The sequence below is a fragment of the Agilicoccus flavus genome, assembly GCF_014857905.1.
GTDB classification, from domain to species: Bacteria; Actinomycetota; Actinomycetes; order Actinomycetales; family Dermatophilaceae; genus Agilicoccus; species Agilicoccus flavus.
This window is the reverse complement of the sequence record NZ_JACYXE010000008.1, coordinates 140,620-164,580: the sequence shown is the minus strand read 5'-3', so window position 1 is coordinate 164,580 and position 23,961 is coordinate 140,620. Positions and strand designations below refer to the sequence as shown.

The following is a 23,961-nucleotide window of genomic DNA, read 5'->3' as shown; positions in this document are numbered from 1 at the left end:
TCCGCGCCCCCGTGGTGAGCGGTTGTCCGGGACGCTCGTCCGAGGAGGACGCGGCGGCCCCGGCCGACCCGCCGTCTAGGGTGACGCCATGACGAGCTTCCCCGGCCTCGGCACGGTCCTCAACGCGTCGACGGTCGTCCTCGGCGCCCTGGTGGGGATGACGATCGGGCACCGGCTCCCCGCGGCCACCCGGGGGGTCGTCACCGATTGCCTCGGCCTCGTCACCCTGCTCATGGCGGCCCTGTCGGCGACCGCCGTCACGGACGCCGCGTTCGCCGACGCGGTCGGCGGATCCGCTCCCGTGCTCATCGTCCTCGGCAGCCTGCTCATCGGCGGCGTCGTCGGCTCCCTGCTGCGGATCGAGCACCGTCTCGAGGGGCTCGCCGACCACGTACAACGCATCGTGGCCCGGCGCCTGCCGGGCGGCCGCCGCGCGTCGGGCCCCGCGGGCCCGGGGCGAGGCTCCGTCGCGTCGGACGAGCCCGCCACCGAGCGCGCGCCGGGCGCCCGCGAGGTCGAGGCCTCCCCGCGGGAGCGGTTCATCGAGGGGTGGCTCACGGCGACCCTGCTCTTCTGCGTCGGCCCGCTGACCATCCTCGGGGCGCTCAACGACGGGCTGGGCCGCGGCATCGACCAACTCGCCGTCAAGTCGGTCCTCGACGGGTTCGCGGCAATGGCGTTCGCGGCGTCCTTCGGCGTGGGGGTGCTCGCGTCGGCGGTGTCGGTCGTCGTCATCCAGGGCCTACTCACCGTGGCCGGACTCGTGCTCGGCGGCGTCATGCCGGACGCCCAGATCAGCGCGCTCACCGCGACGGGCGGGCTCCTCCTCGTCGGGATCGCCTTCCGACTCCTGCGGATCCGGGACATCCCCGTGGGCGACCTGTTGCCCGCGCTCGTCGTCGCCCCGCTGCTCACCCAGCTCGTCGCGACCCTGGCCTGAGCCGCATCATGCGGGACGTCCGCCCCGACGTCGGTCGGAGCGGGCGTCCCGCAGGTCACGTGGCGCGGCGCGTCAGCGGCCGGGGATCCCGTCGATGACGGCCTCGGCCACCTGCCGCATCCCGAGGCGACGGTCCATCGCCGTCTTCTGGATCCAGCGGAAGGCGTCCTTCTCGCTCAGCTTGAGCTGGCTCATGAGGATGCCCTTGGCCCGGTCGACGGCCTTACGGGTCTCGAGGCGCTCACCGAGGTCGGCGATCTCGGCCTCGAGCGCCACGACCTCGGCCCAGCGCGACCGGGCGATGTCGATGGCGGGCCGGAGGTCGTCGATGGTGAAGGGCTTGACGACGTAGGCCATGACCCCGGCGTCGCGGGCGCGCTCGACGAGCTCCCTGTCGCTGAACGCGGTGAGCATGACGACCGGGGCGATCCGCTCACGGCCGATCTCCTCGGCGGCGCTGATGCCGTCGAGCTTGGGCATCTTGACGTCCATGATGACGAGATCGGGACGGTGCTCCCGGACCGCCTCGACCGCGGCGGCCCCGTCCCCGACCTGGTCGACCACGTCGTACCCGGCCTCGCCGAGCATCTCGGCCAGGTCCAGGCGGATGAGCGCCTCGTCCTCGGCGACGACGACGCGGGTGCGGCCGGCGCCCCCCTCGCGGTCCTGGGCGTCGTCGGCCCCGGGCGCGGAGGTGGCGGGCTCGGCGGCGTCGGGACCGCTCGGGGCGGCCGGAGCCGCGGGAACCGGGATGGCGGAGTCGTTGGCGTCGGTCACGTCGCCCACCCTAGACCGCCGAACCGACCGCCCGGCGCCGGGGCTCGCGTCGATGCCGGTGGGCCGGGTGGGGGTCTCGCGCAAAGGCGTCCTGCCGCCGTCGGGGGCCGCCCTCCCCCGCACCGTATCCGCTCCGGCCGGCCCCTGCGCTGACGCGTGCAGACGTCCGCCGCGCGGAACGTGCAGGGAGTGCGGTGCCGGGAGCGGGACTCGAACCCGCACGACCTCTCGGCCAGAGCATTTTGAGTGCTCCGTGTCTGCCATTCCACCATCCCGGCCGGGAATCGTCGTTCAGCATAACGCGGCCCGCCGCCCCCGTCGGCCGGCACGGCGGAGGCCGGCCGGCCGAGGACGAGCGGCCGGCCGCGGGCCGGGCGACGCAAGGCTGCGGCTCAGGTGCCGGAGACGCCCACGCGGTGCACCTGCAGGGTGTTCGTGGAACCCGAGACGCCGGTGGCGACCCCGGCGACGACGACGATCGCGTCGCCCTCGGTGCACCGGCTCTGGGCGAGGAGGATCTCGTCGGCGTGCGTGACCATCTCGGCCATCGTCTCGATCATCGGCAGGTTGATCGTCGTGATGCCCCACGTGAGCGCGAGCCGGCGACGCGTCTGCTCCTCCTGCGAGAACGCGATCATCGGCAGCGACGGCCGCACCCGCGACATGCGCCGGGCCGAGTCGCCCGACGTGGTGAAGACGACGAGGTACTTGGCGTGCAGGAACTGCCCGATCTCGGCGGCGGCCCGGGTGATGGCGCCCCCGGTGGTGCTCGGCGTCGACCCCAGCGGAGGGATGCGACCGAGCCCGTGGTCCTCGGTGTTCTCGATGATGCGGGCCATCGTGCGGACGGCGATGATCGGCCACGCGCCGACGCTCGTCTCGCCCGAGAGCATGATCGCGTCGGCCCCGTCGAGCACGGCGTTCGCGCAGTCGCTCGCCTCGGCGCGCGTCGGGCGGGGGTTCTCGATCATCGACTCGAGCACCTGGGTGGCGACGATGACCGGCTTGGCCTGGCGACGCGCCAGCTCGACCGCCGTCTTCTGGACGAGCGGGACCTCCTCGAGCGGCATCTCGACGCCGAGGTCGCCGCGGGCGACCATGATGCCGTCGAAGGCGTCGATGATCTCGGCGAGGTTGGCGACGGCCTGGGGCTTCTCGATCTTCGCGATGACGGGGCGGACGATCCCCTCCTCCGCCATGATCTCGTGGCATCGCTCGACGTCACGTGCGTCGCGGACGAACGACAGCGCGATCCAGTCGGCCCCCTCGCGCAGACCCCAGCGCAGGTCCTCCTCGTCCTTCTCGGACAGGGCCGGCACGGAGACGGCCACGCCCGGGAGGTTGATGCCCTTGTTGTTCGACACGACCCCGCCGACCTCGACCTCGGTGACGACGTCGGTCTCGCTCACCTCGCGGGCCCGCAGCAGCACCTTGCCGTCGTCGATGAGGAGCATGTCGCCGGGGCGCACGTCGCCCGGCAGGCCCTTGAACGTCGTCGAGACGCGGTTCTGGTCGCCGTCGACGTCGTCGATGGTGATGGTGAAGCGGTCGCCCGGGGCGAGGGTGACCGGGCCGCCCGAGAAGCGGCCGGTGCGGATCTTCGGCCCCTGCAGGTCCACGAGCACGGCCACGGCCCGGCCGGTGGCCTCGGAGGCGGCCCGGACCCACGCGATCTGCTGCGCGTGCTCCTCGGCGCTCCCGTGGGACCGGTTGATCCGGGCGACGTCGACGCCCGCCTCGATCAGCTCGCGGATCTTCTCCTCGCTGGCGACGGCGGGGCCCAGGGTGCTGACGATCTTGGCTCGGCGCATGAGCCCAATCCTAGGGGCAGCCCGGACGACGATCGGGGCGGCCCGTTGCTCGGACCGCCCCGACATGGTGAACGTCTCGTGACCGGCGCTCGACGACCCGGTCGACGCGCCCGCCCTGGTTCTCAGACCACCAACGGGCGGTCCGTCGGCGCGATCGGCCGCGGCAGGGTGGACCGACCGGTCAGCCACGCGTCGACGCCGTTGGCCGCCGATCGACCCTCCGCGATGGCCCACACGATGAGCGACTGGCCGCGGCCCGCGTCGCCGGCGACGAAGACGCCGGGGACGCTCGTCATGAAGGCCTCGTCGCGGGTCACGTTGCCGCGCCCGTCGAGGTCGACGCCGAGCTGCTCGACGACCCCCTCCTTCTGAGGGCCGACGAAGCCCATGGCGAGGAGCACGAGCTGCGCGGGGATGACCCGGTCCGTGCCGGGGACCTCCTCGAAGCGGCCGTCCTTCATCTCGACCTCGACGATCTCGAGACCGGAGACGGCGCCGTCGTCGCCGAGGAACCGACGGGTGCTCGTCGCGTAGACCCGCTCGCCGCCCTCCTCGTGCGCGCTGGCCACCCGGAAGAGCATCGGGTAGGTGGGCCACGGGTGGGCCGAGGACCGCTCGGTCCCGGGCTGGGGCATGATCTCCAGCGACGTCACCGAGCGTGCGCCCTGGCGCAGGGCCGTGCCGATGCAGTCGGCGCCGGTGTCGCCGCCGCCGATGACGACGACGTCCTTGTCGGTGGCCAGGATCTGGTCCGGCACGTCCTGGCCGAGGCTCGCGCGGTTGCTCTGCGGGAGGTACGTCATCGCCTGCACGACGCCGCTGAGGTCCGCGCCTGGCACGGGCAGCCCGCGCGGCACGGTCGACCCCACCGCGAGGACGACGGCGTCGTAGCGACGCCGCAGGTCCTCGCCCGAGATCTCGCCGCCGACGTCGACGCCGGTACGGAACCGGGTGCCCTCAGCGCGCATCTGCGCGAGGCGGCGGTCGAGGACGGCCTTCTCCATCTTGAACTCCGGGATGCCGTAGCGCAGGAGGCCGCCGGCCTTGTCGGCGCGCTCGAAGACGGCCACCGTGTGGCCGGCCCGGGTGAGCTGCTGGGCGGCGGCGAGCCCCGCCGGGCCCGACCCGACGACGGCGACGGTGCGGCCCGACAGGCGCTCGGGGGCCATGGGGACGACGCGGCCGTCGTCGAAGGCCCGCTCGATCGTCGTGACCTCGATCTGCTTGATCGTCACCGGGTCGGAGTTGATGCCGAGCACGCAGGCGGTCTCGCACGGCGCGGGGCACAGGCGCCCGGTGAACTCCGGGAAGTTGTTCGTCGCGTGCAGCCGCTCGATCGCCTCGGGCCAGCGGCCCTTCCACGAGAACGTGTTCCACTCGGGGATGAGGTTCCCGAGCGGGCACCCGCTGTGACAGAACGGGATGCCGCAGTCCATGCAGCGGCTCGCCTGCCGCTGCAGCTGCTCGACCGGCTGCGGCTCGTAGACCTCCTTGTAGTCCATGATCCGCACCGGCACGGGCCGGCGGGCGGGCAGCTCTCGGGTGCGGTGCTTGAGAAACCCTCGGGGGTCAGCCACGGGAAGCCTCCATGATCCGGTCCCAGACCTGGGCGCCGTCGAGATCGAGCCCTTCGGCCTCCGCGGCGGCGCGGACGTCGAGGACACGCTGGTAGTCGCGCGGGAGCACGAGACTGAAGCGGCCCGCCTGGGCCGGCCAGTCGTCGAGCAGAGCCCGCGCGGTCGGGGAGTCGGTGTACTCGACGTGGCGACGCAGGAGCGTCTCGACCACGTCGAGATCGGTCGGTCGCAGCGGCGACACGTCGACGAGCTCGGTGTTGACGCGCTCGGTGATGAGGTCGTGCACGTACGCGACGCCACCGGACATGCCGGCCGCGAAGTTGCGGCCGATGCGACCGAGGACGACGGCCACGCCGCCGGTCATGTACTCGCACCCGTGGTCGCCCACGCCCTCGACGACCGCGCTGGCCCCGGAGTTGCGGACGCAGAACCGCTCCCCCGCCTGCCCGCGCAGGAACAGCTCGCCGCTCGTGGCGCCGTAGGCGATGACGTTGCCGGCGATGACGTTGCCCTCGGCGAGGCCGTCGGACCCGGGCGCCGGGCGCACGGCGATGCGACCGCCGGAGAGCCCCTTGCCGACGAAGTCGTTGGCCTCGCCGGCGAGCCGCAGCGTGATGCCGGCCGGCAGGAACGCGCCGAAGGACTGACCGGCGCGGCCCGTGAGCCGGACGTCGATGGTCCCGTCGGGCAGCCCGTCCGGGTGGGCCGAGGTGACCGCGTGGCCGAGCATCGTCCCGACCGTGCGGTTGACGTTGCGCACCGTGTGCTCGATCGTCACCCGCTCGCCCGACTCCAGGGCGGGCCGGGCGGCCGCGATGAGCTCGTTGTCGAGCGCGCGCTCGAGCCCGTGGTCCTGCGTCTTGGTGCAGTAGCGGTCCTGGTCCTCACCCGGCACCGCCTCCGCGAGGATCGGCGACAGGTCGAGGCCCGAGGCCTTCCAGTGCTCGACGGCCTCCCGCGTCTCGAGGACCCCGCCCTGGCCGACCGCCTCGGCGATGCTGCGGAAGCCGAGCTTGGCCAGCCACTCCCGGACCTCCTCCGCGATGTACTCGAAGAAGGTCTCGACGAACTCGGGCTTGCCCGAGAACCGGGACCGCAGCTCCGGGTTCTGTGTCGCGATGCCCACCGGGCACGTGTCGAGGTGGCAGACGCGCATGAGGATGCAGCCCGAGACGACGAGCGGGGCGGTCGCGAAGCCGAACTCCTCGGCGCCGAGCAGCGCCGCGACGACGACGTCGCGACCCGTCTTGAGCTGCCCGTCGGTCTGCACGACGATCCGGTCGCGCAGCCCGTTGAGGATGAGCGTCTGCTGCGCCTCCGCCAGGCCCAGCTCCCACGGCCCGCCGGCGTGCTTGAGCGACGTGAGCGGCGAGGCGCCCGTGCCGCCGTCGTGGCCCGAGATGAGCACGACGTCCGCGTGGGCCTTGCTCACCCCGGTGGCGACGGTGCCGACGCCGACCTCGGAGACGAGCTTGACGTGGATGCGCGCATTCGGGTTCGCGTTCTTCAGGTCGTGGATGAGCTGCGCGAGGTCCTCGATCGAGTAGATGTCGTGGTGCGGCGGCGGGCTGATGAGGCCGACGCCGGGCGTGCTGTGCCGCGTCCGCGCCACCCACGGGTAGACCTTCGGCCCCGGCAGCTGCCCGCCCTCGCCGGGCTTGGCGCCCTGGGCCATCTTGATCTGGATGTCGTCGGACTCGGTGAGGTAGAGGCTCGTCACCCCGAAGCGGCCGGAGGCGACCTGCTTGATGGCGCTGCGGCGCTCGGGGTCGACGAGGCGCTCGGGGTCCTCGCCGCCCTCACCGGTGTTCGACCGGCCGCCGAGGCGGTTCATGGCGATCGCGAGCGTCTCGTGCGCCTCCTTGGAGATGGAGCCGTAGCTCATCGCCCCGGTGTTGAAGCGCGTGACGATCTCGGAGACCGGCTCGACCTCCTCGAGCGGGACCGGTGGGCGGACGCCCTCCTTGAGGGAGAAGAGGCCGCGCAGCGTCATGAGGCGGCGCGACTGCTCGTCGACGCGCGCCGTGTACTGGCGGAACACGTCGAAGCGGCGGCTGCGCGTGCTGTGCTGCAGGCGGAAGACCGTCTCGGGGTCGAACAGGTGCGGCTCCCCCTCGCGGCGCCACGTGTACTCGCCGCCGATGTCGAGGACCCGGTGGCTGGGGCTGATGCCGTCCTTCGGGTACCCGATGGCGTGCCGGGCGGCGGCCTCCGCGGCGATGACGTCGAGTCCCACGCCGCCGAGGCGGCTCGTCGTTCCGGTGAAGTAGGCGTCGATGAGGTCCTGCGCGAGACCGACGCACTCGAACACCTGCGCGCCGCGGTACGACGCGACGGTGGAGATGCCCATCTTCGACATCACCTTGAGCACGCCCTTGCCGAGCGCCTTGATGAGGTTCTTCGTCGCGGTCTCGGCCGTGACGCCGGTGATGGCGCCGCGCCGGACCATGTCCTCGACGGTCTCCATCGCGAGGTAGGGGTTGACGACGGCCGCCCCGTACCCGATGAGGAGGGCGACGTGGTGGACCTCGCGCACGTCGCCGGCCTCGACGACGAGCCCGACCTGGGTGCGGGTCTTCTCGCGGATGAGGTGGTGGTGGACCGCGGCCGTGAGCAGCAGCGACGGGATCGGGGCGAGCTCCGCGGTGCAGTCGCGGTCGGAGAGGACGACGTTGCGCACGCCCTTGGAGATCGCGCTGCTGACCTCCTTGAAGATCTGCTCGATCCGGTCGCGCATCGCGCGGGCCCCGCCGGCCACCTCGTACAACCCGCTGACGACGAGCGTGGGCCGGTTGCCCTGGACGTCGCCGAACGGGTCCTCGTCGAGGTGGACGATCTTCGCGAGCTCGTCGTTGTCGATGACCGGGAAGGGCAGGACGATCTGCTGGCAGGCCTCCGGCGTCGGCTCGAGGGCGTTGGCCTCGGGGCCGATGACCGAGCCGATGGACGTGACGAGCTGCTCGCGGATGGCGTCGAGCGGCGGGTTCGTCACCTGCGCGAACAGCTGGCTGAAGTAGTCGAACAGGAGCCGGGGCCGGCTCGACAGGACCGCGATGGGCGTGTCGGTGCCCATCGATCCGAGGGCCTCGGCCCCCGTCGTCGCCATCGGCGCGAGGATGGTGCGCAGCTCCTCCTGCGTGTACCCGAAGGTCTGCTGGCGCCGGGCCACGGACGACGCCGTGTGGAGGATGTGCTCGCGCTCGGGCAGGTCCTTGAGCTCGACGAGACCCTCGGAGAGCCACCGGCCGTACGGGTGCTCGGCCGCGAGGGCGTTCTTGACCTCGTCGTCGGGCACGAGCCGGCCGGCGGCCGTGTCGACGAGGAACATGCGCCCCGGGGAGAGGCGGCCGCGCTTGACGATGCGGGCGTCGTCGATGTCGAGGACGCCGGCCTCGGAGCCGAGGACCACGAGCCCGTCGTCGGTCACCCAGTACCGCCCGGGGCGGAGCCCGTTGCGGTCGAGGACGGCGCCCACGAGGGTGCCGTCGGTGAAGGTGACGCAGGCCGGGCCGTCCCACGGCTCCATGAACATCGAGTGGTACTCGTAGAACGCGCGCCGCTCCGGGCTCATCTCGGCGTGGTTCTCCCACGCCTCGGGGATCATCATGAGCACGGCGTGCGGGAGGGAGCGGCCGCCGAGGTGGAGCAGCTCGAGGACCTCGTCGAACGACGCGGAGTCGGAGGCCCCGGGCGTGCAGATCGGGAAGGTGCGGCGCAGGTCGCCCGGGATGACCGAGCTGCGGAGCTGGCTCTCGCGGGTGCGCATCCAGTTGCGGTTGCCCTTGACCGTGTTGATCTCGCCGTTGTGGGCGATGAGGCGGTACGGGTGCGCGAGCGGCCAGCTCGGGAACGTGTTCGTCGAGAAGCGGGAGTGGACGAGCGCGAGCTCGGTGGCCATGCGCTCGTCGGACAGGTCGGGGAAGAAGTCCCCGAGCTGCTCCGTGGTCAGCATGCCCTTGTAGACGAGGGTCCGCGAGGACAGCGAGGGGAAGTAGACCGCGAGGTCGCGCTCGGCGCGCTTGCGCAGGCAGAACGTGAGCCGCTCGAGGTCCAGCCCCTCGACCGAGGCGTCGAGCGGGCGCAGGAAGAGCTGCTCGAACCGCGGCATGACGGCGCGGGCCGCCGCCCCGACGATGTCGGCCCGCACGGGCACGTCGCGCCACGCGAGCACCTCGAGGCCCTCGTCCGCGGCGAGCTTCGCGACGCCGCCGCGGACCGCGTCGGCCTCCGCGTCGTCGGTGGGCAGGAAGGCCAGGCCCGCGGCGTAGTGACCGGCCTCCGGCAGGTCCACGTCGAGGACGCCGCGGAAGAAGGCGTCGGGGGTCTGCAGGAGGATCCCCGCGCCGTCGCCGACGGTGGGATCGGCGCCCGTCGCACCGCGGTGGTCGAGGTTGCGCAGCGCCTCGAGGGCGTGCTCGACGATGTCGTGGCCGGGGGTGCCGCGCAGGGTCGCCACCATGGCGACCCCGCAGGCGTCGTGCTCGAGGCTCGGGTCGTACAGACCCGTCAGGCCGGGCATGGCGGAGAAGAGCGGACCGGGCACAGAACATCACCGTCCTGGGAGGAGGCGGCCTGCGCACAGGCCGAGGAGGCTCGCATGGACGTCGATGGCCTGCGATGACTGACGAGAGCGTCAGTTTAGGGCCTGCATCCCGTCATCCGGTACGCAACCGATCGCATCGTGAGACCGCCGAGGTGGGCCCGACCGGGCCCGCCGGGCGAGGGCGATCTCAGGGTCGCGGGGCGCTCGCGGCGTCGGCGGCCGCGGAGCCCACCCGCTCGCGGTGCGGCTCGATCGCCGGTCGACCGCGCCGACCGAGCCACCACCACCAGGCGAGGCCGAAGGCGAGGACGAGGACCGACGTCCACACGTTGAGCCGGAGCCCGAGGACGTGGTTCGCCTCGTCGATGCGCACGTTCTCGATGACTCCCCGACCCATCGTGTACGCGACGAGGTAGAGCGCCATGAGCTGGCCCTGGCGGCGGTAGAGCGGGCCCCGACGGCGCCCGACGGCGACGAGGACCGCCGCGGCGGCGAGGCACCACAGGAGTTCGTAGAGGAACGTGGGGTGGAAGGTGCCGAGGACGACGGGGGCCCCGTCCGGAGCCACCGTGGCCCGGCCCAGGGCGTGGTCCCACGCGTGGATCTCGAGGGCCCACGGCGCGTCGGTCGGCGCCCCGTACAGCTCGTTGTTGAACCAGTTCCCGAGCCGACCGATGGCCTGGGCCGCGAGCAGCGGCGGCGCGAGACTGTCGGCGAGCGTGAGGTAGTCGACCCCGGCCCGCCGGCAGCCGATCCACGCCCCGACCGCCCCGAGGGCGACGGCCCCCCAGATGCCGAGGCCGCCCTGCCAGATCTTCAGGGCGTCGACGGGGTGACCGCCCGGGCCGAAGTACGGCTGCCACGACGAGGCCACGTGGTAGAGCCGCCCGCCGACGATGCCGAACGGGACGGCCCAGACGGCGACGTCGAGGACGGCGTCGCGATCCCCGCCCCGCGCCTCGAGCCGGCGGCCCGTCCACACGGTGGCGACGACGATGCCGAGCAGGATGCACAGCGCGTAGGCCCGGAGGGGGAAGGGGCCCAGGTACCAGACGCCCTGGTCGGGGCTGGGGATCGCGGCGAACACGGCCAGTGCCTCAGGACGTGGGCGACGCGGCGCCGCCGGCGAGGACGGCGGCCCGGAACCCGGCGGCGTCGTTGACCTTGCTCAGGTCCATGTCCTTGCCGTTGACGCGGAACGTCGGGGTGCCGGTGACGCCCGCCTTGGCGGTCGTCTCCTCGACGCCCTTGACGTAGTCGGCGTACTTCTTGGTCGAGTAGCAGGACTTCCACGTGTTCAGCGCGTCGCCGGTGACGCCCGACTGCGTCGCGAACGTCTCGAGCTGGGCGTCGGTGTACCCCTGCCCCTCGGGCGTGTTCGCCGCGAAGACGGCGTCGTGGAACTGCTGGAAGCGGCCGGCGTCGGCGGAGCAGGACGCGGCGAGCGCCGCGCGCGTCGAGGAGTCGTTGCCGAGGTTCGCGTCGAGGAACGACTTCATGTGGTAGACGACCTTGGCCTCACCGTCGGCGGCCATCTTCCTGATGGTCGGGCCGACCGCGGCCTCGGCCTGCATGCACGCGGGGCACTGGAAGTCCTCGTAGACGTCGAGGGTGGGCGCGCCCGCCTTCGCGTTCGTGGTGACGGCGATCCCGCCGGTCGCCCCCGTGGCGCCCTTGGGGGCGGCGGCCGCCGGATCGGTCTGCGACCCGCGGGTGCCGAACCACACCGCGGCGACGACGCCGAGGACGGCGACGATCGACACGAGCGCGATGAGGATCGGCTTGGCCTTGCTCGGCTTCGGCGCGGCGGCGTCGATCTTGGCCTGGCGGGCACTGCGATCCCCCGGCCGGCTGCCGGGTCCCTGGGGCGTGCTGCTCATCGGTTCTCCTTGCTCGGGTGGCTCACGTCTCGGCCGGATCGTGGGTCAGGGGCGTCGTGGGTCAAAGGCTTTGTGGGTCAAGGGCGTCGTGGGTCGGACGGGGCGGGGTCGTGGTGCGGCGGTTCGGTCCGTCGGCCGCGGGTCTCGTGTCATCGCGCGCCGAGGCGAGCGTCGAGCGAGAAGGGGGTGCGTGGGCGCAGCGCGAGCCAGGCCCCGCACAGGGCGAACCCGAGGTCGCGGGCGATCTCCGCCGGGTAGGCGGTCTGGGCCGCGCCGATCTCGCCGCCGCCCCCGAAGCACCCGCAGTCGATGCTCAGGCCCCGCGCCCAGGCGGAGGCGATGCCCACGACGAACGCGAGCATGAGCAGGCCGCCGACGACGGCGGAGACCCGCGTGAAGAGACCGACGACGAGCGGGGCGCCGACGACGATCTCGACCACCGGCAACGCGTAGCCGATGACGGCGGCCACGTCGAAGGGAAAGATCTGGTACGCCTGGACGGCCCGGGCGGACACGAGGGGGCGACCCACCTTGAGGGCGCCCGCGACGATCAGCACTCCCCCGAGGACGAGACGCGCCGGCAGGCCGAGGCCGTCGAGGATCCGGGTGCGTCTCGCGGAGCGGCCCTCGGGCCGCCCTGAGGGATCGGCGGTCGGGAGGGCGGCGTCGGAGCCGTCCTCACCGGGGCCGGAACGCGCCGGCGGTCTACCGTCGACCTGCACTTGCACCCTCCCGTACGCCCGCGCCGAGGTCCGTCACCACCTCCGTCAGGTTAACGAGGTCACCTGGGTTCTCGCTGGAGGCGTCCTGCCCCAGCGCGGCGACGAGCGCGGAGCCGACGATGACGCCGTCGGCGAACGAGGCGACGTCGGCGGCCTGGGCCCGCGTCGACACCCCGAGTCCGACGGCCAGGGGCAGGTCGGTGACGGCGCGCGCCCGGCCGACGAGGTCCCGGGCCCCCGCCCCGACGCTCGTCCGCGCCCCGGTGACGCCCATCGTCGACGCGACGTAGACGAAGCCCCGGCAGTTGCCGGTCGTCATGGCCAGGCGCTCCGGCGTGCTCGAGGGCGCGACGAGGAAGATCGTCGCGAGCCCGTGGCGGTCCGCGGCCCGCATCCACTCGTCGGCCTCGTCGGGGATGAGGTCGGGGGTGATGACGCCGCTGCCGCCCGCGGCGGCGAGGTCGGCCGCGAAGCGGTCGACGCCGTAGCTGAGGATCGGGTTCCAGTAGCTCATGACGACCGCCGCCGCGCCGGCCTGCGTCACGGTGCGGACGGCGTCGAAGACGTGCGGCAGGCGGGTGCCCGCCTCGAGCGCGGTCACCGCCGCCTGCTGGATCGTCGGTCCGTCCATCATCGGGTCGCTGTAGGGGAAGCCGACCTCGACGACGTCGGCGCCGGCCTCGACCACCGTGCGCATCGCGCGCAGGGAGGTCTCGACGTCGGGGTAGCCGACGGGCAGGTAGCCCACGAGCGCCGCGCGGCCCTCCGCCCGCGTCCGTTCGAAGACGTCCTTGATCCGTACCGCCGCCTGCCCGCTCACCAGCCGCTCCCGTCCGCCTCGGCGACCGGTTCGGACGCCTTGAGTTCCTGTTCCTCGACGAGGTCCTCAGCGCTGAGCAGCCCGAACCACCGCGCCGCCGTGTCGACGTCCTTGTCGCCTCGGCCGGAGAGGCTGACGAGGACGACACCCTGCGGCCCGAGCTCTCGGCCGACCTTCATCGCCCCGGCGAGGGCGTGGGCGCTCTCGATGGCGGGGATGATGCCCTCGGTCCGGCACAGCAGGCGGAACGCCTCCATCGCCTCGTCGTCGACGACGGGCGCGTAGGTGGCCCGCCCCGACTCGTACAGGTAGGCGTGCTCCGGGCCGACGCTCGGGTAGTCGAGGCCGGCCGAGACCGAGTGGGACTCGATCGTCTGGCCGTCGTCGTCCTGCAGGACGTAGGTCGCGGCCCCGTGCAGGACCCCGCGGGTCCCGGTCGAGAAGCGCGCGGCGTGCCGCCCGGAGTCGATGCCCGCTCCCCCGGCCTCGAAGCCGAAGAGGCGCACCGAGGCGTCGGGGACGAAGGCGTGGAAGATGCCCATGGCGTTCGACCCGCCGCCGACGCAGGCGCAGACGGCGTCGGGCAGGCGCCCGACGGCCTCGAGCACCTGCTCGCGGGCCTCCTCGCCGATGATCTTGTGGAAGTTGCGGACCATCTCGGGGAACGGGTGGGGGCCCGTCACCGTGCCGAGGACATAGTGCGTGGAGTCGACGTTGGCGACCCAGTCGCGCATCGCCTCGTTGACGGCGTCCTTGAGGGTGCGGCTGCCGTTCTTCACCGGCACGACCTCGGCACCGAGCAGCCGCATCCGGGCGACGTTGAGCGCCTGCCGCTGCGTGTCCCGCTCCCCCATGTAGACGACGCACTCCAACCCCATGAGCGCCGCCGCGGTCGCCGTCGCGACGCCGTGCTGACCGGCCCCGGTCTCGGCGATGACGCGCGTCTTGCCCATCCGCTTCGTGAGCAGGGCCTGCCCCAGGACGTTGTTGATCTTGTGGGAGCCGGTGTGGTTGAGGTCCTCGCGCTTGAGGAAGACCCGGGCGCCGCCGGCGTGCTCGGCGAAGCGCGGCACCTCGGTGAGCAGGCTCGGGCGGCCCGTGTAGGTGCGCTGGAGGCGCAGGAGCTCGTCGGTGAAGTCGGGGTCGACCTCGGCCTTGCGCCGGGCCTCGTCGAGTTCGTCGAGCGCGGCGACGAGGGCCTCGGGGACGTACCGCCCGCCGAAGTCGCCGAAGCGGCCTATGCCGACGCCCGGTGGGGCGGGGCGGGGCGGGTTCTCGGGGCGATGGGGTTCAGGGGTCACGACGGGGGCCTTCTGCCGGTGCGGTCGGTGGGCGGGGTGGAACGGTGTCGGAGGGAACGGCCGGGGCGTCCGGGCCGCCGGTCCGGCAGGGCCTTCGTGCCGGACGGCGACGGCTCGGTGTCCGGTCCCCTCGGGCGCGTCAGGACGGGCCGTGCCCGGCGCGCAGGGCCGGGTGGGAGCCGGCGGCGACGAGGTCGGCGACGGCCGAGGCGGGGTCGCCGCCGGTCACGAGCGTCTCGCCGACGAGCACGGCGTCGGCGCCCGCCTGGGCGAACTCGATGACGTCGTGGGGTCCGCGGACCCCGGACTCGGCGATGCGCACGAGGTCGTCGGGCAGGTGGGGCGCGACGCGGGCGAAGGTCCCGCGGTCGACCTCGAGGGTCTTGAGGTTGCGGTTGTTGACGCCGACGACCCGCGCTCCCGCGTCGACGGCACGCCGGGCCTCCGCCTCGTCGTGGACCTCGACGATGGCCGTCATGCCGAGGGAGCGCGTCCGCTCGAGCAGCCCGACGAGCTCGTCGTCGTCGAGGGCCGCCACGATGAGCAGGACGAGGTCGGCGCCGGCCGCCCGGGCCTCCCAGAGCTGGTAGCTCGTGACGACGAAATCCTTGCGCAGCACGGGGATGTCGACGACCGCGCGCACGGCCTCGAGGTCGGCGAGGCTGCCGCCGAAGCGGCGCTGCTCGGTGAGCACACTGACGACCGAGGCGCCGCCCCGCTCGTAGTCCTGGGCGAGGGAGGCCGGGTCGGCGATGAGGGCCAACGCGCCCTTGCTAGGGCTGGACCGCTTGACCTCCGCGATGACCCGCACACTCTCGCCCTCGCCCCGCCCGCGCAGGGCGGCCACCCCGTCGAGCGCGGGCGTCACGCGTTCGACGCGGCGCTTGAGGTCGTCCAGGCTCACCCTGGTCTGGCGCTCGGCGAGGTCTTCACGGACCCCGACGATGATGTCGTCCAGTACGGTTCCCACCCCGACAGGCTATCTCGCGCCGACCGGGGCGCCGCACGCCCCGGGGAGGCCGGGGCGGGGGTGGGCGCCGCGGCCCCCGAGCGGTCAGCGGACGGCGGTCGTGCCCTGCTCGTGGCCGGCCTTCGCGGAGGCGGCCTTCTTGGCCAGGACCACCCAGGCGGCCGCGCCGACGACGATCCCGACGATGCCGACCATCCACATGAGGGGCACGTCGAGGACCATGCCCAGGCAGATCAGAGCGGAGGCCACGAGGAGGATGCCGACCCCGGTCCAGGCCGCGGGGCTGTGGCCGTGGTCCTCTGCGTGGGCGTGTGCGTCTGCCATGGGTGTGTCTCCTTGCCGAGCCGTGATCCGGTGCGGTGATGGTCGCTGCGACGGCGGCGCCGTCGGACCGATTGTGTCAGGCGGGGGGCCCGTTCGGGGCCACCGGTCCGGCGGCTCACGCCGTCGGGTCGTCGCCCCGGCTGAGCCGGTCCCAGTCCGTGACGGCGGAGTCGCGCCGGGAGCGGGGGGCGTCCTCGCCCTCGCGCGGGACCCGGCCGACCGCGGGGTCGCCCGCCGCGGGCGCCTCGGCCGGCCGGCCTGTCCTCGCGCCCTCGTCGTCGGCGTCGGTGCGTCCGTGCGGCCCGGCGGGCCCGCCCACCGTGGCCGCGCCGACGGGCGCCTCGTAGCGCGACGACAGGCCGGAGGGTCCGCGCACGGCGAACGCGAGGACGAGCCCCGCCACGACGAGGAGCGCCCCGACGACCGCGGCCGCGTAGGCGGCGGGGGCGGCGACAGCACCGGTGACCCCGGCGGCGTCGGCGCGGCCGACGCTCCCGGCCGCGCCGCGCGCGAGGGCGGCTCCCGGGTCACGGAGGACGAGCGCGGTGGCCCAGACGATCCCGATCCCGCATCCGAGCGCGACGACGGCGGCGACGACCCGCGCGAACCTCCCGGTGAGGGCGCCCGCGAGGCCCGCGGCGCCCGCGGCGAGCGAGAGCCCGAGCACCGCGGGGGCCACGACCGTGCCGGGCAGCGCGGCCCGATGCGGTCCGAGCGCCGGGTCGACCACGTCGCCCGCGACCCACGTCGGCAGCGCGAGGACCGCGCCGAGGGCCGCGAGCCCCACGAGCGAGGCGACGACCGCACCGCGTCGCGGCGTCCGCCGCACTCGGGCCGGCGTCCCGACACCGCCGGACCCCTCGACGGCCGGCCGGCCCGGGGGTGGTTCGGGAGGCGAGGACGTCACGGTGTCATCGTCCGCATCGTCGCGGCGGTGGCCACGGCCCGCAGGGCGGCCGCGGCCTTGTTGACGGACTCCGCGAACTCCAGATCGGGCACCGAGTCGGCGACGATGCCCCCGCCGGCCTGGACGTACGCCTTTCCGTCCTGGATGACGGCGGTCCGGATGGCGATGGCCATGTCGAGGTCGCCGGCCACGTCCATGTACCCGACGACCCCGCCGTAGAGGCCGCGGCGGCTCTGCTCGAGCTCGTCGATGAGGGCCATGGCCCGGGTCTTCGGAGCCCCGGACAGGGTCCCGGCGGGGAACGTCGCCGCGAGGGCGTCGTAGGCGTCGGCCCCCTCCTTCAGGCGGCCGACGACCGTGGACTCCAGGTGCATGATGTGGCTGTACCGGCGCACGTCGAGCAGGTCGACGACCTCGACGGTGCCCGGCCGGCAGACGCGCTGCAGGTCGTTGCGGGACAGATCGACGAGCATGACGTGCTCGGACAGCTCCTTGGCGTCGACGAGCAGGTCGGCCTCGAACGCGGCGTCCTCCTCCGGCGTCGCGCCGCGCGGGCGGGAGCCGGCGATGGGGTGCGTGACGACCCGGTCCCCGTTCACCTTGACGAGGGCCTCCGGGCTGGAGCCGACGACGTTGTAGGGCGTCCCGTCCGGCTTCGTGAACCGCATCAGGTACATGTACGGGCTCGGGTTGGTCGTCCGCAGGACGCGGTAGACGTCGAGCGCGTCGGCCGGGCAGGGCGCGGTGAACCGTTGGGACAGCACGACCTGGAACACCTCGCCGGCCCGGATGGCCTCCTTGCCGGCCTCGACGATCCCGTGGAAGTGCTCCGGGGTCACGTCGCTCGTCGCGTCCGGCGGGGCCGCGTCCACCGCCACCACCGTCGACGGGGCCGGCGCCGCGAGGTCGGCGGTCATCGCGTCGAGGCGCGCCAGCGCGTCGGCGTGCGCCTCGTCGACCCGCTCGTCGCTGCCGTCGTAGTTGACGGCGTTGGCGACGAGGAGGATCGAGGCGTCGGCGTGGTCGAGCACCGCGAGGTCGGTGGCGAACATCATCGCCAACTCGGGCAGACCGAGCACGTCCGGCAGGGCATCGGGGACCTTCTCCCAGCGCCGCACCGCGTCGTACGTCACCATCCCGACCATGCCGCCGGTCAGCGGGGGCAGGCCAGGCAGCGGCGGGGTGGCGAGCACCTCGAGCGTGGCCCGCAGCGCCTCGAGCGGGTCGTCGCCCTCGCGGGGCACGCCGGCCGGCGGCTCGCCCAGCCAGTGGACGCGACCCTCCGACTCGGTGAGCACCGCCCGGCTGCCCGCGCCGATGATCGAGTACCGCGACCACACGCCGCCGTGCTCGGCCGACTCGAGCAGGAAGGTCCCGGACGCGTTCTTCGCGAGCTTGCGGTAGAGCCCGACCGGCGTCTCCGCGTCCGCGAGCAGCCGGCGGACGACGGGGATGACGCGGCGGTCCGGCGCGAGCGCGCGGAAGGTGGGCAGGTCCGGCCACGTGGTCCCGTACGTGAGGTCGGGGGCGGGGGTGGTCATCGAGGGGCCCTCTCGGTCGGCCGGGTCGGGTGGGTCGGCGGGGCGGGGGTCGGCCGGGGGGCGGTCGCGCCGGTCACGGCCGGCAGGTCGCGGGTGAAGCAGGACCAGGTCCCCGTGTGGCAGGCCGCCCCCACCTGGTCGACGACGACGAGCAGGGCGTCGCCGTCGCAGTCGAGGCGGACCTCGCGGACGAACTGGGCGTGCCCGCTCGTGTCGCCCTTGCGCCAGTACTCCCCGCGGCTGCGGGACCAGAAGGTCACGCGGCCCTCCGACAGGGTCCGGCGCAGCGCCTCGTCGTCCATCCACCCGACCATGAGCACGTCCCGCGTGGCGTGGTCCTGGACGACGGCCGCCACGAGCCCGGCGGCGTCGCGCTTGAGCACGCGCGCGATCTCGTCGGGGAGCGGGCCGGCGGGCGGGGTGGGGTCGGTCACGGTGTCATTGTGCCAACGCCCTACGGTCGCCGGCCCTCCGCCCGGGTCTGCGACGATGGTCGACATGACGGGACTCGCCCAGCTCGAACGCCGATCGCTGTGCTCGACGCTCACCCGCGTCGGACCGCACGCGCCGACGCTGTGCGACGGGTGGGACACCTCCGATCTCGCCGCGCACCTCGTCGTCCGGGAGCGCCGCCCCGACGCGGCGGCGGGCGTCGTCATCCCCGCCCTGGCCGACCGCACGGCCCGCGTCCAGGACACCTACGCGGAGCAGGCGTGGCCGGGCCTCGTCGACATGGTCCGCCAAGGGCCGCCCGGCTGGTCCCCCGTCCGCGTGCCCGCGGTGGACGACGCCGTCAACCTCGTCGAGTTCTACGTCCATCACGAGGACGTCCTGCGCGCGCAACCCGACGAGCCGCGCCGGGCCCTCGACGCCGACGTGCAGGCCGCGCTCTGGTCGCGTCTGCGTCAGATGGGTCAGCTCATGTTCCGGCGCTCCCCCGTGGGCATCGTCCTCGTCACCCCCGAGCACGGGCGCAAGGCCGTGCGCGGCCCGACGAAGCTCGGCACCGTCGTCCTGCGCGGCGAGCCGGGCGAGCTCGTGCTGTACGGGTTCGGCCGGGGGGCCGTCGCGGCGGTCGAGGTCGAGGGCGAGCCCGACGCCGTGGCCGCGCTGCAGGAGACCCGCCTCGGGCTCTGAGTCCCACCACGTCACGCCCCGTCCCATCCCTGCCGCATCGACGACCCGCCCGCGACGCGCACCTCGTGGTGGAGCCGCGGAACGTAGCGTGGTCGACATGTTCGGATTCGGCGATGAGCAACGGGAACGGCGCCTCGCGCGCATCGAGCGCACCCTCGTGCGCCAGGACGAGCTGCTGCGGCGCCTCGCGGCGCACGCCGGCGTCGAGACCGACGACCTGCCCGACGAGTTCGCCCTGACCGCGGACGAGAAGGCCCTCGTCGACGCGAACCGGTCGATCGAGGCGATCAAGGCCTACCGCGAACGCACCGGCGCGGGCCTGGCCGAGGCGACGCGCTGGGTGCGGGGGTACCAGTCCGGCCGGGACGAGCGTCCGCGCAGCTGAGGAGGCCGCCTCTGCGGCACGGTGAGGCCCGGGCCGCGGTGCGCGGCGGCGGCCTGCGCCGCGCCCGCCAGGCGACGAGCCCACCGAGCGACGTCGGCGGCCACGCCGACGGGGCGGCATCGTCCCGGCTCAGATGCGCATGAGGCGCCGGAGCTCGCCGGTGTCGAGGTGGCCCTCGACGGCGTCGGCGAGGTGCTCGAGCATGGTCTCGCGGCGGGCGCGGAAGCCCGGCGCCCCGGTCCGGGCCCGCCACGGCAGGCGCCGGCGGTCGGCGACCTGGGCGAGGAACGCGCGACGGAAGCCGTCGTTCTCGAACGCCCCGTGCCACGTCGTGCCCCACACGGCACCGGCGGACCAGCCGTCGAGGAACGGCCGCACCTCCCCCGTCGGTGACGCGCCCAGCGCCGGGACTCCGCCCGGCTCCCCCGTTGGGCCCGGCTCACAGCGGCGGGCCACCCCGTGGTGGATCTCGTACGCCTCGACCCGGTGACCCTCCCACGAGCCGACGGGCGTCCCGAGGCGCTTCTGCGCGTGGAACGTGACGTCGACGGGCAGCAGCCCGAGGCCGTCGACCGCTCCCCCGCCGGGGATCTCGACCCCGGCGTCGTCCCGGATGCACCGGGCGAGCATCTGGTACCCGCCGCAGATGCCGACGATGGGCCCCCCGTCGGCGGCCCGCCGGGTCAGGGCCTGGGCGAGACCGCGCGAGCGCAGCCAGGCCAGGTCGCTCGCGGTCGCGCGCGAGCCGGGCAGGACGACGAGGTCGGCGCCCGCGAGGTCGCCGGGGCGGCGGGTGACGACGACCTCGACGCCCGGCTCCGCGGCCAGCGCGTCGACGTCCGTGGCGTTCGACAACCGCGGGAAACCGACGACGGCGACGCGCAGCGGGTCGATCCCCGCCGCCCCGGACCGCGTTCCGGCACTCCCGGCATTCCCGACAGGGCCGTCGGAATCGTCACGGCGGTCGGGGTCGTCGAGGTCGTCGAGGTCGTCGAGATCACGGTCGCCCCACGCCCCGAGCGCGAGGGCGTCCTCGCCGTCGAGCCACGCGTCCTCCAGCCAGGGGACGACGCCGAGCATCGGCAGGCCGGTGCGGGTGCGCACGACGTCGAGTCCGGGCGTCAGCAGGTCGAGGGCGCCGCGGAACTTGTTGACGATCCAGCCCGCCAGGCAGGCGCGGTCGTCCTCCGGCAGCAGCGCCCACGAGCCGTACATCGAGGCGAGGACGCCGCCGCGGTCGATGTCGCCGACGACGACGACGGGCAGCCCCGTCGCGCGGGCGAGCCCGAGGTTCGCGAAGTCGCCCTCGCGCAGGTTGACCTCGGCGATGCTGCCGGCGCCCTCGGCGACGACGACCTCGTGGCGGCCGGCGAGCTCCTCGACCGCCGCGAACGCCGCGGCCGCGAGCTCTCGCCGGCCCGTCGACCACTCGCGGGAGTGCAGGTGCCCGGCCGGGCGGCCGAGGAGGACGACGTGGGAACGCCGGTCGCTGCCCGGCTTGAGTAGCACCGGGTTCATCGCGGCCTCGGGGACGACGCGGGCGGCCTGCGCCTGCAGCCATTGGGCGCGGCCGATCTCGGCGCCGTCGGCGCACACCATCGAGTTGTTCGACATGTTCTGCGCCTTGAACGGCGCGACGTCGACGCCGTCGCGGGCCAGCCAGCGGCACAGGCCCGCGGTGAGCAGGGACTTCCCGGCGTCGGAGGTCGTCCCGCCGACGAGCAGACCACGCACGTCAGGCCCCGATCCGCGAGGCGAGGGCGACGCAGCACCCGAGGGCGGCGGCCCCGACGGCGCCGGAGAGGCGCAGCACGCGGGGCACGTCGCCGACGCCGACCGGGCGGCCGCGGCCGAGGGTGCCGCGGTGCTCGACGACGTTCCCGTAGGCGTTGCTGCCGCCGAGTCGCACGCCGAGCGCGCCGGCGGCGCTGGCCTCGACCGGGCCGGCGTTGGGGCTGGGGTGCGCGGGCGCGTCGTCGCGCCAGGCGCGCCACGCCTGCGCCGGGGCGCCGCCGACGAGCGGGGCGAGCGCGACCGTGAGGGCCGCGGTGAGCCGGGCGGGCACGACGTTGAGCGCGTCGTCGAGCCGTGCCGCGGCGCTGCCGAAGCGCGCGTAGCGGGGGCTGCGGTAGCCGACCATCGCGTCGAGGGTGTTCGCGCACCGGTAGGCGACGATCCCGGCCGGCCCGGCGACCGCCCCCCAGAACAGCGGGGCGACGACGGCGTCGGAGGTGTTCTCGGCCAACGACTCGACCGTCGCGCGGGCGAGTTCGTCGACGTCGAGGCCCTCGGGGTCGCGGGCGCACAGGTGACTCAGGCGGCGACGGGCCGCGGCGACGTCCCCGGTCGCGAGCAGGGCGGCCATGACGACGCCCTCCCGGTACAGGCTGCGCCCGCCGAGGGCCGCCCACGTGCACGCGGCGACGAGGACCGCGCGGGCCGCGGGCCGGCGCCGGACGAGGGCGTCGGCGCCGGCCGCGAGCAGCGTGGGCGCCCCGACGGCGACCGTCACGTAGCGCGCCCCGGCCCGCACGTCGTCGGCGTAGAGCGACCGCTCGAGCCGCAGGGCGGCGCTCCCGAACCCGGCGACGGGGTGGAACCGGCGGGGGTCGGCGAACACGAGGTCGGCGGCGTAACCGATCGCGAGGCCGGTCATGAGCGCGGCGGAACGCGCCGTGGTCGAGGGCACCGGCCCAGTCTGCCGTGAGCACCGCCCTCCCCGGCGTCAGGGGGACGGCCGCGTGGTGAGATGCCACGTCGTACCGGCCAGGGCCCGCCGGGGGCGGTCGGTCGTGCGATCTCACGATCCGGCCGGGGCGCCGGTTAGGGTCGGGGCGTGAGTGGAGGGACGACGTGACGACGGTGCTCGTGCTGGGCGGGGCGCGCAGCGGCAAGAGCGCCTACGCCGAACGGCTGCTGGCCGGTCGCGAGGCGGTCACGTACGTCGCGCCCGGACCCGTCCCCGGTCACGGGGACACCGAGTGGGCCGCACGCGTCCGGGCCCACCGCACCCGCCGACCGGCCGCGTGGACGACGCTCGAGACCGCCGACGTGCCCGGCGCGCTCGCGGACGCCGGGCCGGGTGACGCTCTGCTCGTGGACTGCCTGGGGACGTGGTTGACGCGGCTCGTCGACGACGCGCGCGCCTGGGACGACGCCGGCCGGGCGCGGGCCGAGATCGGGGCGGGGATCCGCCGGCTCGTCGCGTCCGTCGAGCAGACCCGCGCGGACGTCGTGCTCGTCTCGAACGAGGTGGGCTCGGGCGTCGTCCCGGCCACGCCCTCCGGGCGCGTCTTCCGCGACGGTCTGGGCCGCGCCAACGCCGCCGTCGCCGACGTCGCCGACCACGCGGCGCTCGTCGTCGCGGGTCGCGTCCTCGACCTCACCGGGGTGCCGCGGCTCGACGACGCCCCCCGTTTCGGCCTGTCGTGACCTCGGATCCACCCCCGCCGCGGGGGCGCGTCCTGCGCGACGCCCTGCGCCTCGCGGTCGGCACGCTCACCGCGTTCCCGGTGCCGCCACCCGAGCGGGTGGACCGGCGCGTCGCGGGCGCGGCGATGGCCCTCGCCCCGCCGGCGATGCTGCCGACGGCGGTCGTCCTCGGGCTCGTCGCGTGGGCCGGATCGCGGTCCCCGGCGCCCCCGCTGCTCGTCGCCTCCCTCGTCGTCGCCGCCCTCGCGCTGAGCACCCGCGCGATGCATCTCGACGGCCTGGCGGACCTCGCCGACGGGCTGTCCGCGGGGTTCGACCGCGAGCGCGCGCTCGCCGTGATGAAGCGCAGCGACACCGGGCCGAGCGGCATCGCGGCGATCGTCCTCGTCCTCCTCGTCCAGGTCGCGGCCCTGTCCGGCCTGATCGTGTCGCTCGCCGGCATCGGGCTCGCCCTCCTCGCGGTCCTCGTATCGCGCCACGTGCTCGCGTGGGCGTGCCGTCGGGGTGTCCCGGCCGCCACCGCCGGGGGGCTCGGCGCGACCGTCGCCGGGACGGTCTCCCCCGCCGCGCTCGCGGCCGCCACTGCCGCCGCGGCGGTGCTCGCGGTGGCCGTCGGCCTGGCGGTCGGAGACGTCCTCGCGGCCGGGCTGACCCTCGTCGTCGCCGTCGTCAGCGCCGTCGTCGTGGTCGAACACGCCCGACGGCGTCTGGGCGGCATCACCGGCGACGTGCTCGGCGCCGCCGTCGAGGTCTCGCTGGCCTGCGCGCTCGCCGCGGCCGCCGCGACCCTCTGAGCCCGGGTTCTCGGGCCATGCCTCCGCGCCGCGGGCGCGGTGCGGCCCCTTCTGTGGCGCTCGCCTTCGTTCGCCGCTCGACTCGTGGGACGCGGGGGCG

General features: G+C 74.5%; 21 protein-coding genes and 1 tRNA gene. 5 read left to right on the top strand and 17 right to left on the bottom strand.

Going from position 1 to position 23,961, the window contains the following annotated elements:
* Positions 1–88 precede the first annotated feature (88 nt).
* A complete protein-coding gene (locus ICW24_RS13045) occupies positions 89–940 on the top strand; it encodes a DUF554 domain-containing protein (RefSeq protein ID WP_226346151.1) in 852 nt (283 codons plus the stop codon).
* 72 nt (positions 941–1,012) lie between these two features.
* On the opposite strand, the gene ICW24_RS13040 is transcribed toward ICW24_RS13045, so the two are convergent.
* The 15 genes from ICW24_RS13040 to hisI form a co-directional block, all read right to left on the bottom strand.
* Positions 1,013–1,717 (bottom strand): ANTAR domain-containing response regulator, encoded by a 705-nt coding sequence (locus tag ICW24_RS13040; protein ID WP_226346150.1) that lies wholly within the window; start codon positions 1,715–1,717, stop codon positions 1,013–1,015.
* A 195-nt stretch (positions 1,718–1,912) separates the two neighbouring features.
* Positions 1,913–1,995 (bottom strand) — tRNA-Leu (locus tag ICW24_RS13035).
* A 114-nt stretch (positions 1,996–2,109) separates the two neighbouring features.
* A complete protein-coding gene (gene pyk / locus ICW24_RS13030; RefSeq protein WP_226346149.1) occupies positions 2,110–3,528 on the bottom strand; it encodes a pyruvate kinase in 1,419 nt (472 codons plus the stop codon).
* A gap of 122 nt (positions 3,529–3,650) precedes the next feature.
* On the bottom strand, positions 3,651–5,105 hold the full coding sequence (locus ICW24_RS13025) for a glutamate synthase subunit beta (protein ID WP_226346148.1): 1,455 nt from the start codon (positions 5,103–5,105) through the stop codon (positions 3,651–3,653).
* A complete protein-coding gene (gene gltB, locus ICW24_RS13020; protein ID WP_226346230.1) occupies positions 5,098–9,624 on the bottom strand; it encodes a glutamate synthase large subunit in 4,527 nt (1,508 codons plus the stop codon). Before gltB ends, ICW24_RS13025 begins: the two co-directional genes overlap by 8 nt.
* A 211-nt stretch (positions 9,625–9,835) precedes the next feature.
* Complete coding sequence (lgt, locus tag ICW24_RS13015) at positions 9,836–10,735, bottom strand: prolipoprotein diacylglyceryl transferase (RefSeq protein WP_226346147.1); 900 nt, start codon at positions 10,733–10,735, stop codon at positions 9,836–9,838.
* Positions 10,736–10,745: 10 nt separating this feature from the next.
* Positions 10,746–11,528: a DsbA family protein gene (locus ICW24_RS13010; RefSeq protein WP_226346146.1), complete on the bottom strand. Its 783-nt coding sequence runs from the start codon at positions 11,526–11,528 to the stop codon at positions 10,746–10,748.
* Between the two features lie 149 nt (positions 11,529–11,677).
* Complete coding sequence (locus ICW24_RS13005; RefSeq protein ID WP_226346145.1) at positions 11,678–12,250, bottom strand: DoxX family protein; 573 nt, start codon at positions 12,248–12,250, stop codon at positions 11,678–11,680.
* Complete coding sequence (trpA, locus tag ICW24_RS13000; protein ID WP_264176585.1) at positions 12,234–13,073, bottom strand: tryptophan synthase subunit alpha; 840 nt, start codon at positions 13,071–13,073, stop codon at positions 12,234–12,236. Before trpA ends, ICW24_RS13005 begins: the two co-directional genes overlap by 17 nt.
* A complete protein-coding gene (gene trpB, locus ICW24_RS12995) occupies positions 13,067–14,311 on the bottom strand; it encodes a tryptophan synthase subunit beta (protein WP_226346229.1) in 1,245 nt (414 codons plus the stop codon). Before trpB ends, trpA begins: the two co-directional genes overlap by 7 nt.
* A 199-nt stretch (positions 14,312–14,510) precedes the next feature.
* Entirely contained in the window at positions 14,511–15,341 is an 831-nt protein-coding gene (trpC, locus tag ICW24_RS12990; RefSeq protein WP_226346143.1) for an indole-3-glycerol phosphate synthase TrpC, read from the bottom strand.
* Positions 15,342–15,425: 84 nt separating this feature from the next.
* Positions 15,426–15,665, bottom strand: a complete 240-nt coding sequence (locus ICW24_RS12985; RefSeq protein WP_226346142.1) for an HGxxPAAW family protein — start codon at positions 15,663–15,665, stop codon at positions 15,426–15,428.
* Positions 15,666–15,780: 115 nt separating this feature from the next.
* Positions 15,781–16,572 carry a Trp biosynthesis-associated membrane protein gene (locus tag ICW24_RS12980; RefSeq protein WP_226346141.1) on the bottom strand — a complete coding sequence of 264 codons (792 nt, stop codon included), beginning with the start codon at positions 16,570–16,572 and terminating at the stop codon, positions 15,781–15,783.
* Positions 16,569–18,113, bottom strand: a complete 1,545-nt coding sequence (locus ICW24_RS12975; protein ID WP_226346140.1) for an anthranilate synthase component I — start codon at positions 18,111–18,113, stop codon at positions 16,569–16,571. The genes ICW24_RS12980 and ICW24_RS12975 overlap by 4 nt, the downstream gene beginning before the upstream one ends.
* Positions 18,110–18,547, bottom strand: coding sequence for a phosphoribosyl-AMP cyclohydrolase (gene hisI / locus ICW24_RS12970; protein ID WP_226346139.1), 438 nt, complete (start codon positions 18,545–18,547; stop codon positions 18,110–18,112). The genes ICW24_RS12975 and hisI overlap by 4 nt, the downstream gene beginning before the upstream one ends.
* Before the next feature lie 64 nt (positions 18,548–18,611).
* Here hisI and ICW24_RS12965 point away from each other — a divergent pair, with 64 nt between their 5' ends.
* Complete coding sequence (locus tag ICW24_RS12965; protein ID WP_226346138.1) at positions 18,612–19,250, top strand: TIGR03085 family metal-binding protein; 639 nt, start codon at positions 18,612–18,614, stop codon at positions 19,248–19,250.
* 97 nt (positions 19,251–19,347) lie between these two features.
* Positions 19,348–19,635, top strand: a complete 288-nt coding sequence (locus ICW24_RS12960; protein WP_226346137.1) for a hypothetical protein — start codon at positions 19,348–19,350, stop codon at positions 19,633–19,635.
* 129 nt (positions 19,636–19,764) lie between these two features.
* On the opposite strand, the gene ICW24_RS12955 is transcribed toward ICW24_RS12960, so the two are convergent.
* Complete coding sequence (locus ICW24_RS12955) at positions 19,765–21,369, bottom strand: cobyric acid synthase (RefSeq protein WP_226346136.1); 1,605 nt, start codon at positions 21,367–21,369, stop codon at positions 19,765–19,767.
* A gap of 1 nt (position 21,370) precedes the next feature.
* On the bottom strand, positions 21,371–22,324 hold the full coding sequence (locus ICW24_RS12950) for a cobalamin biosynthesis protein (protein ID WP_226346135.1): 954 nt from the start codon (positions 22,322–22,324) through the stop codon (positions 21,371–21,373).
* A gap of 164 nt (positions 22,325–22,488) precedes the next feature.
* Between ICW24_RS12950 and cobU the strand changes: the two genes are divergently transcribed.
* Positions 22,489–23,067 carry a bifunctional adenosylcobinamide kinase/adenosylcobinamide-phosphate guanylyltransferase gene (gene cobU, locus ICW24_RS12945; protein ID WP_226346134.1) on the top strand — a complete coding sequence of 193 codons (579 nt, stop codon included), beginning with the start codon at positions 22,489–22,491 and terminating at the stop codon, positions 23,065–23,067.
* Positions 23,064–23,861, top strand: coding sequence for an adenosylcobinamide-GDP ribazoletransferase (locus tag ICW24_RS12940; RefSeq protein WP_226346133.1), 798 nt, complete (start codon positions 23,064–23,066; stop codon positions 23,859–23,861). The genes cobU and ICW24_RS12940 overlap by 4 nt, the downstream gene beginning before the upstream one ends.
* Positions 23,862–23,961 lie beyond the last annotated feature (100 nt).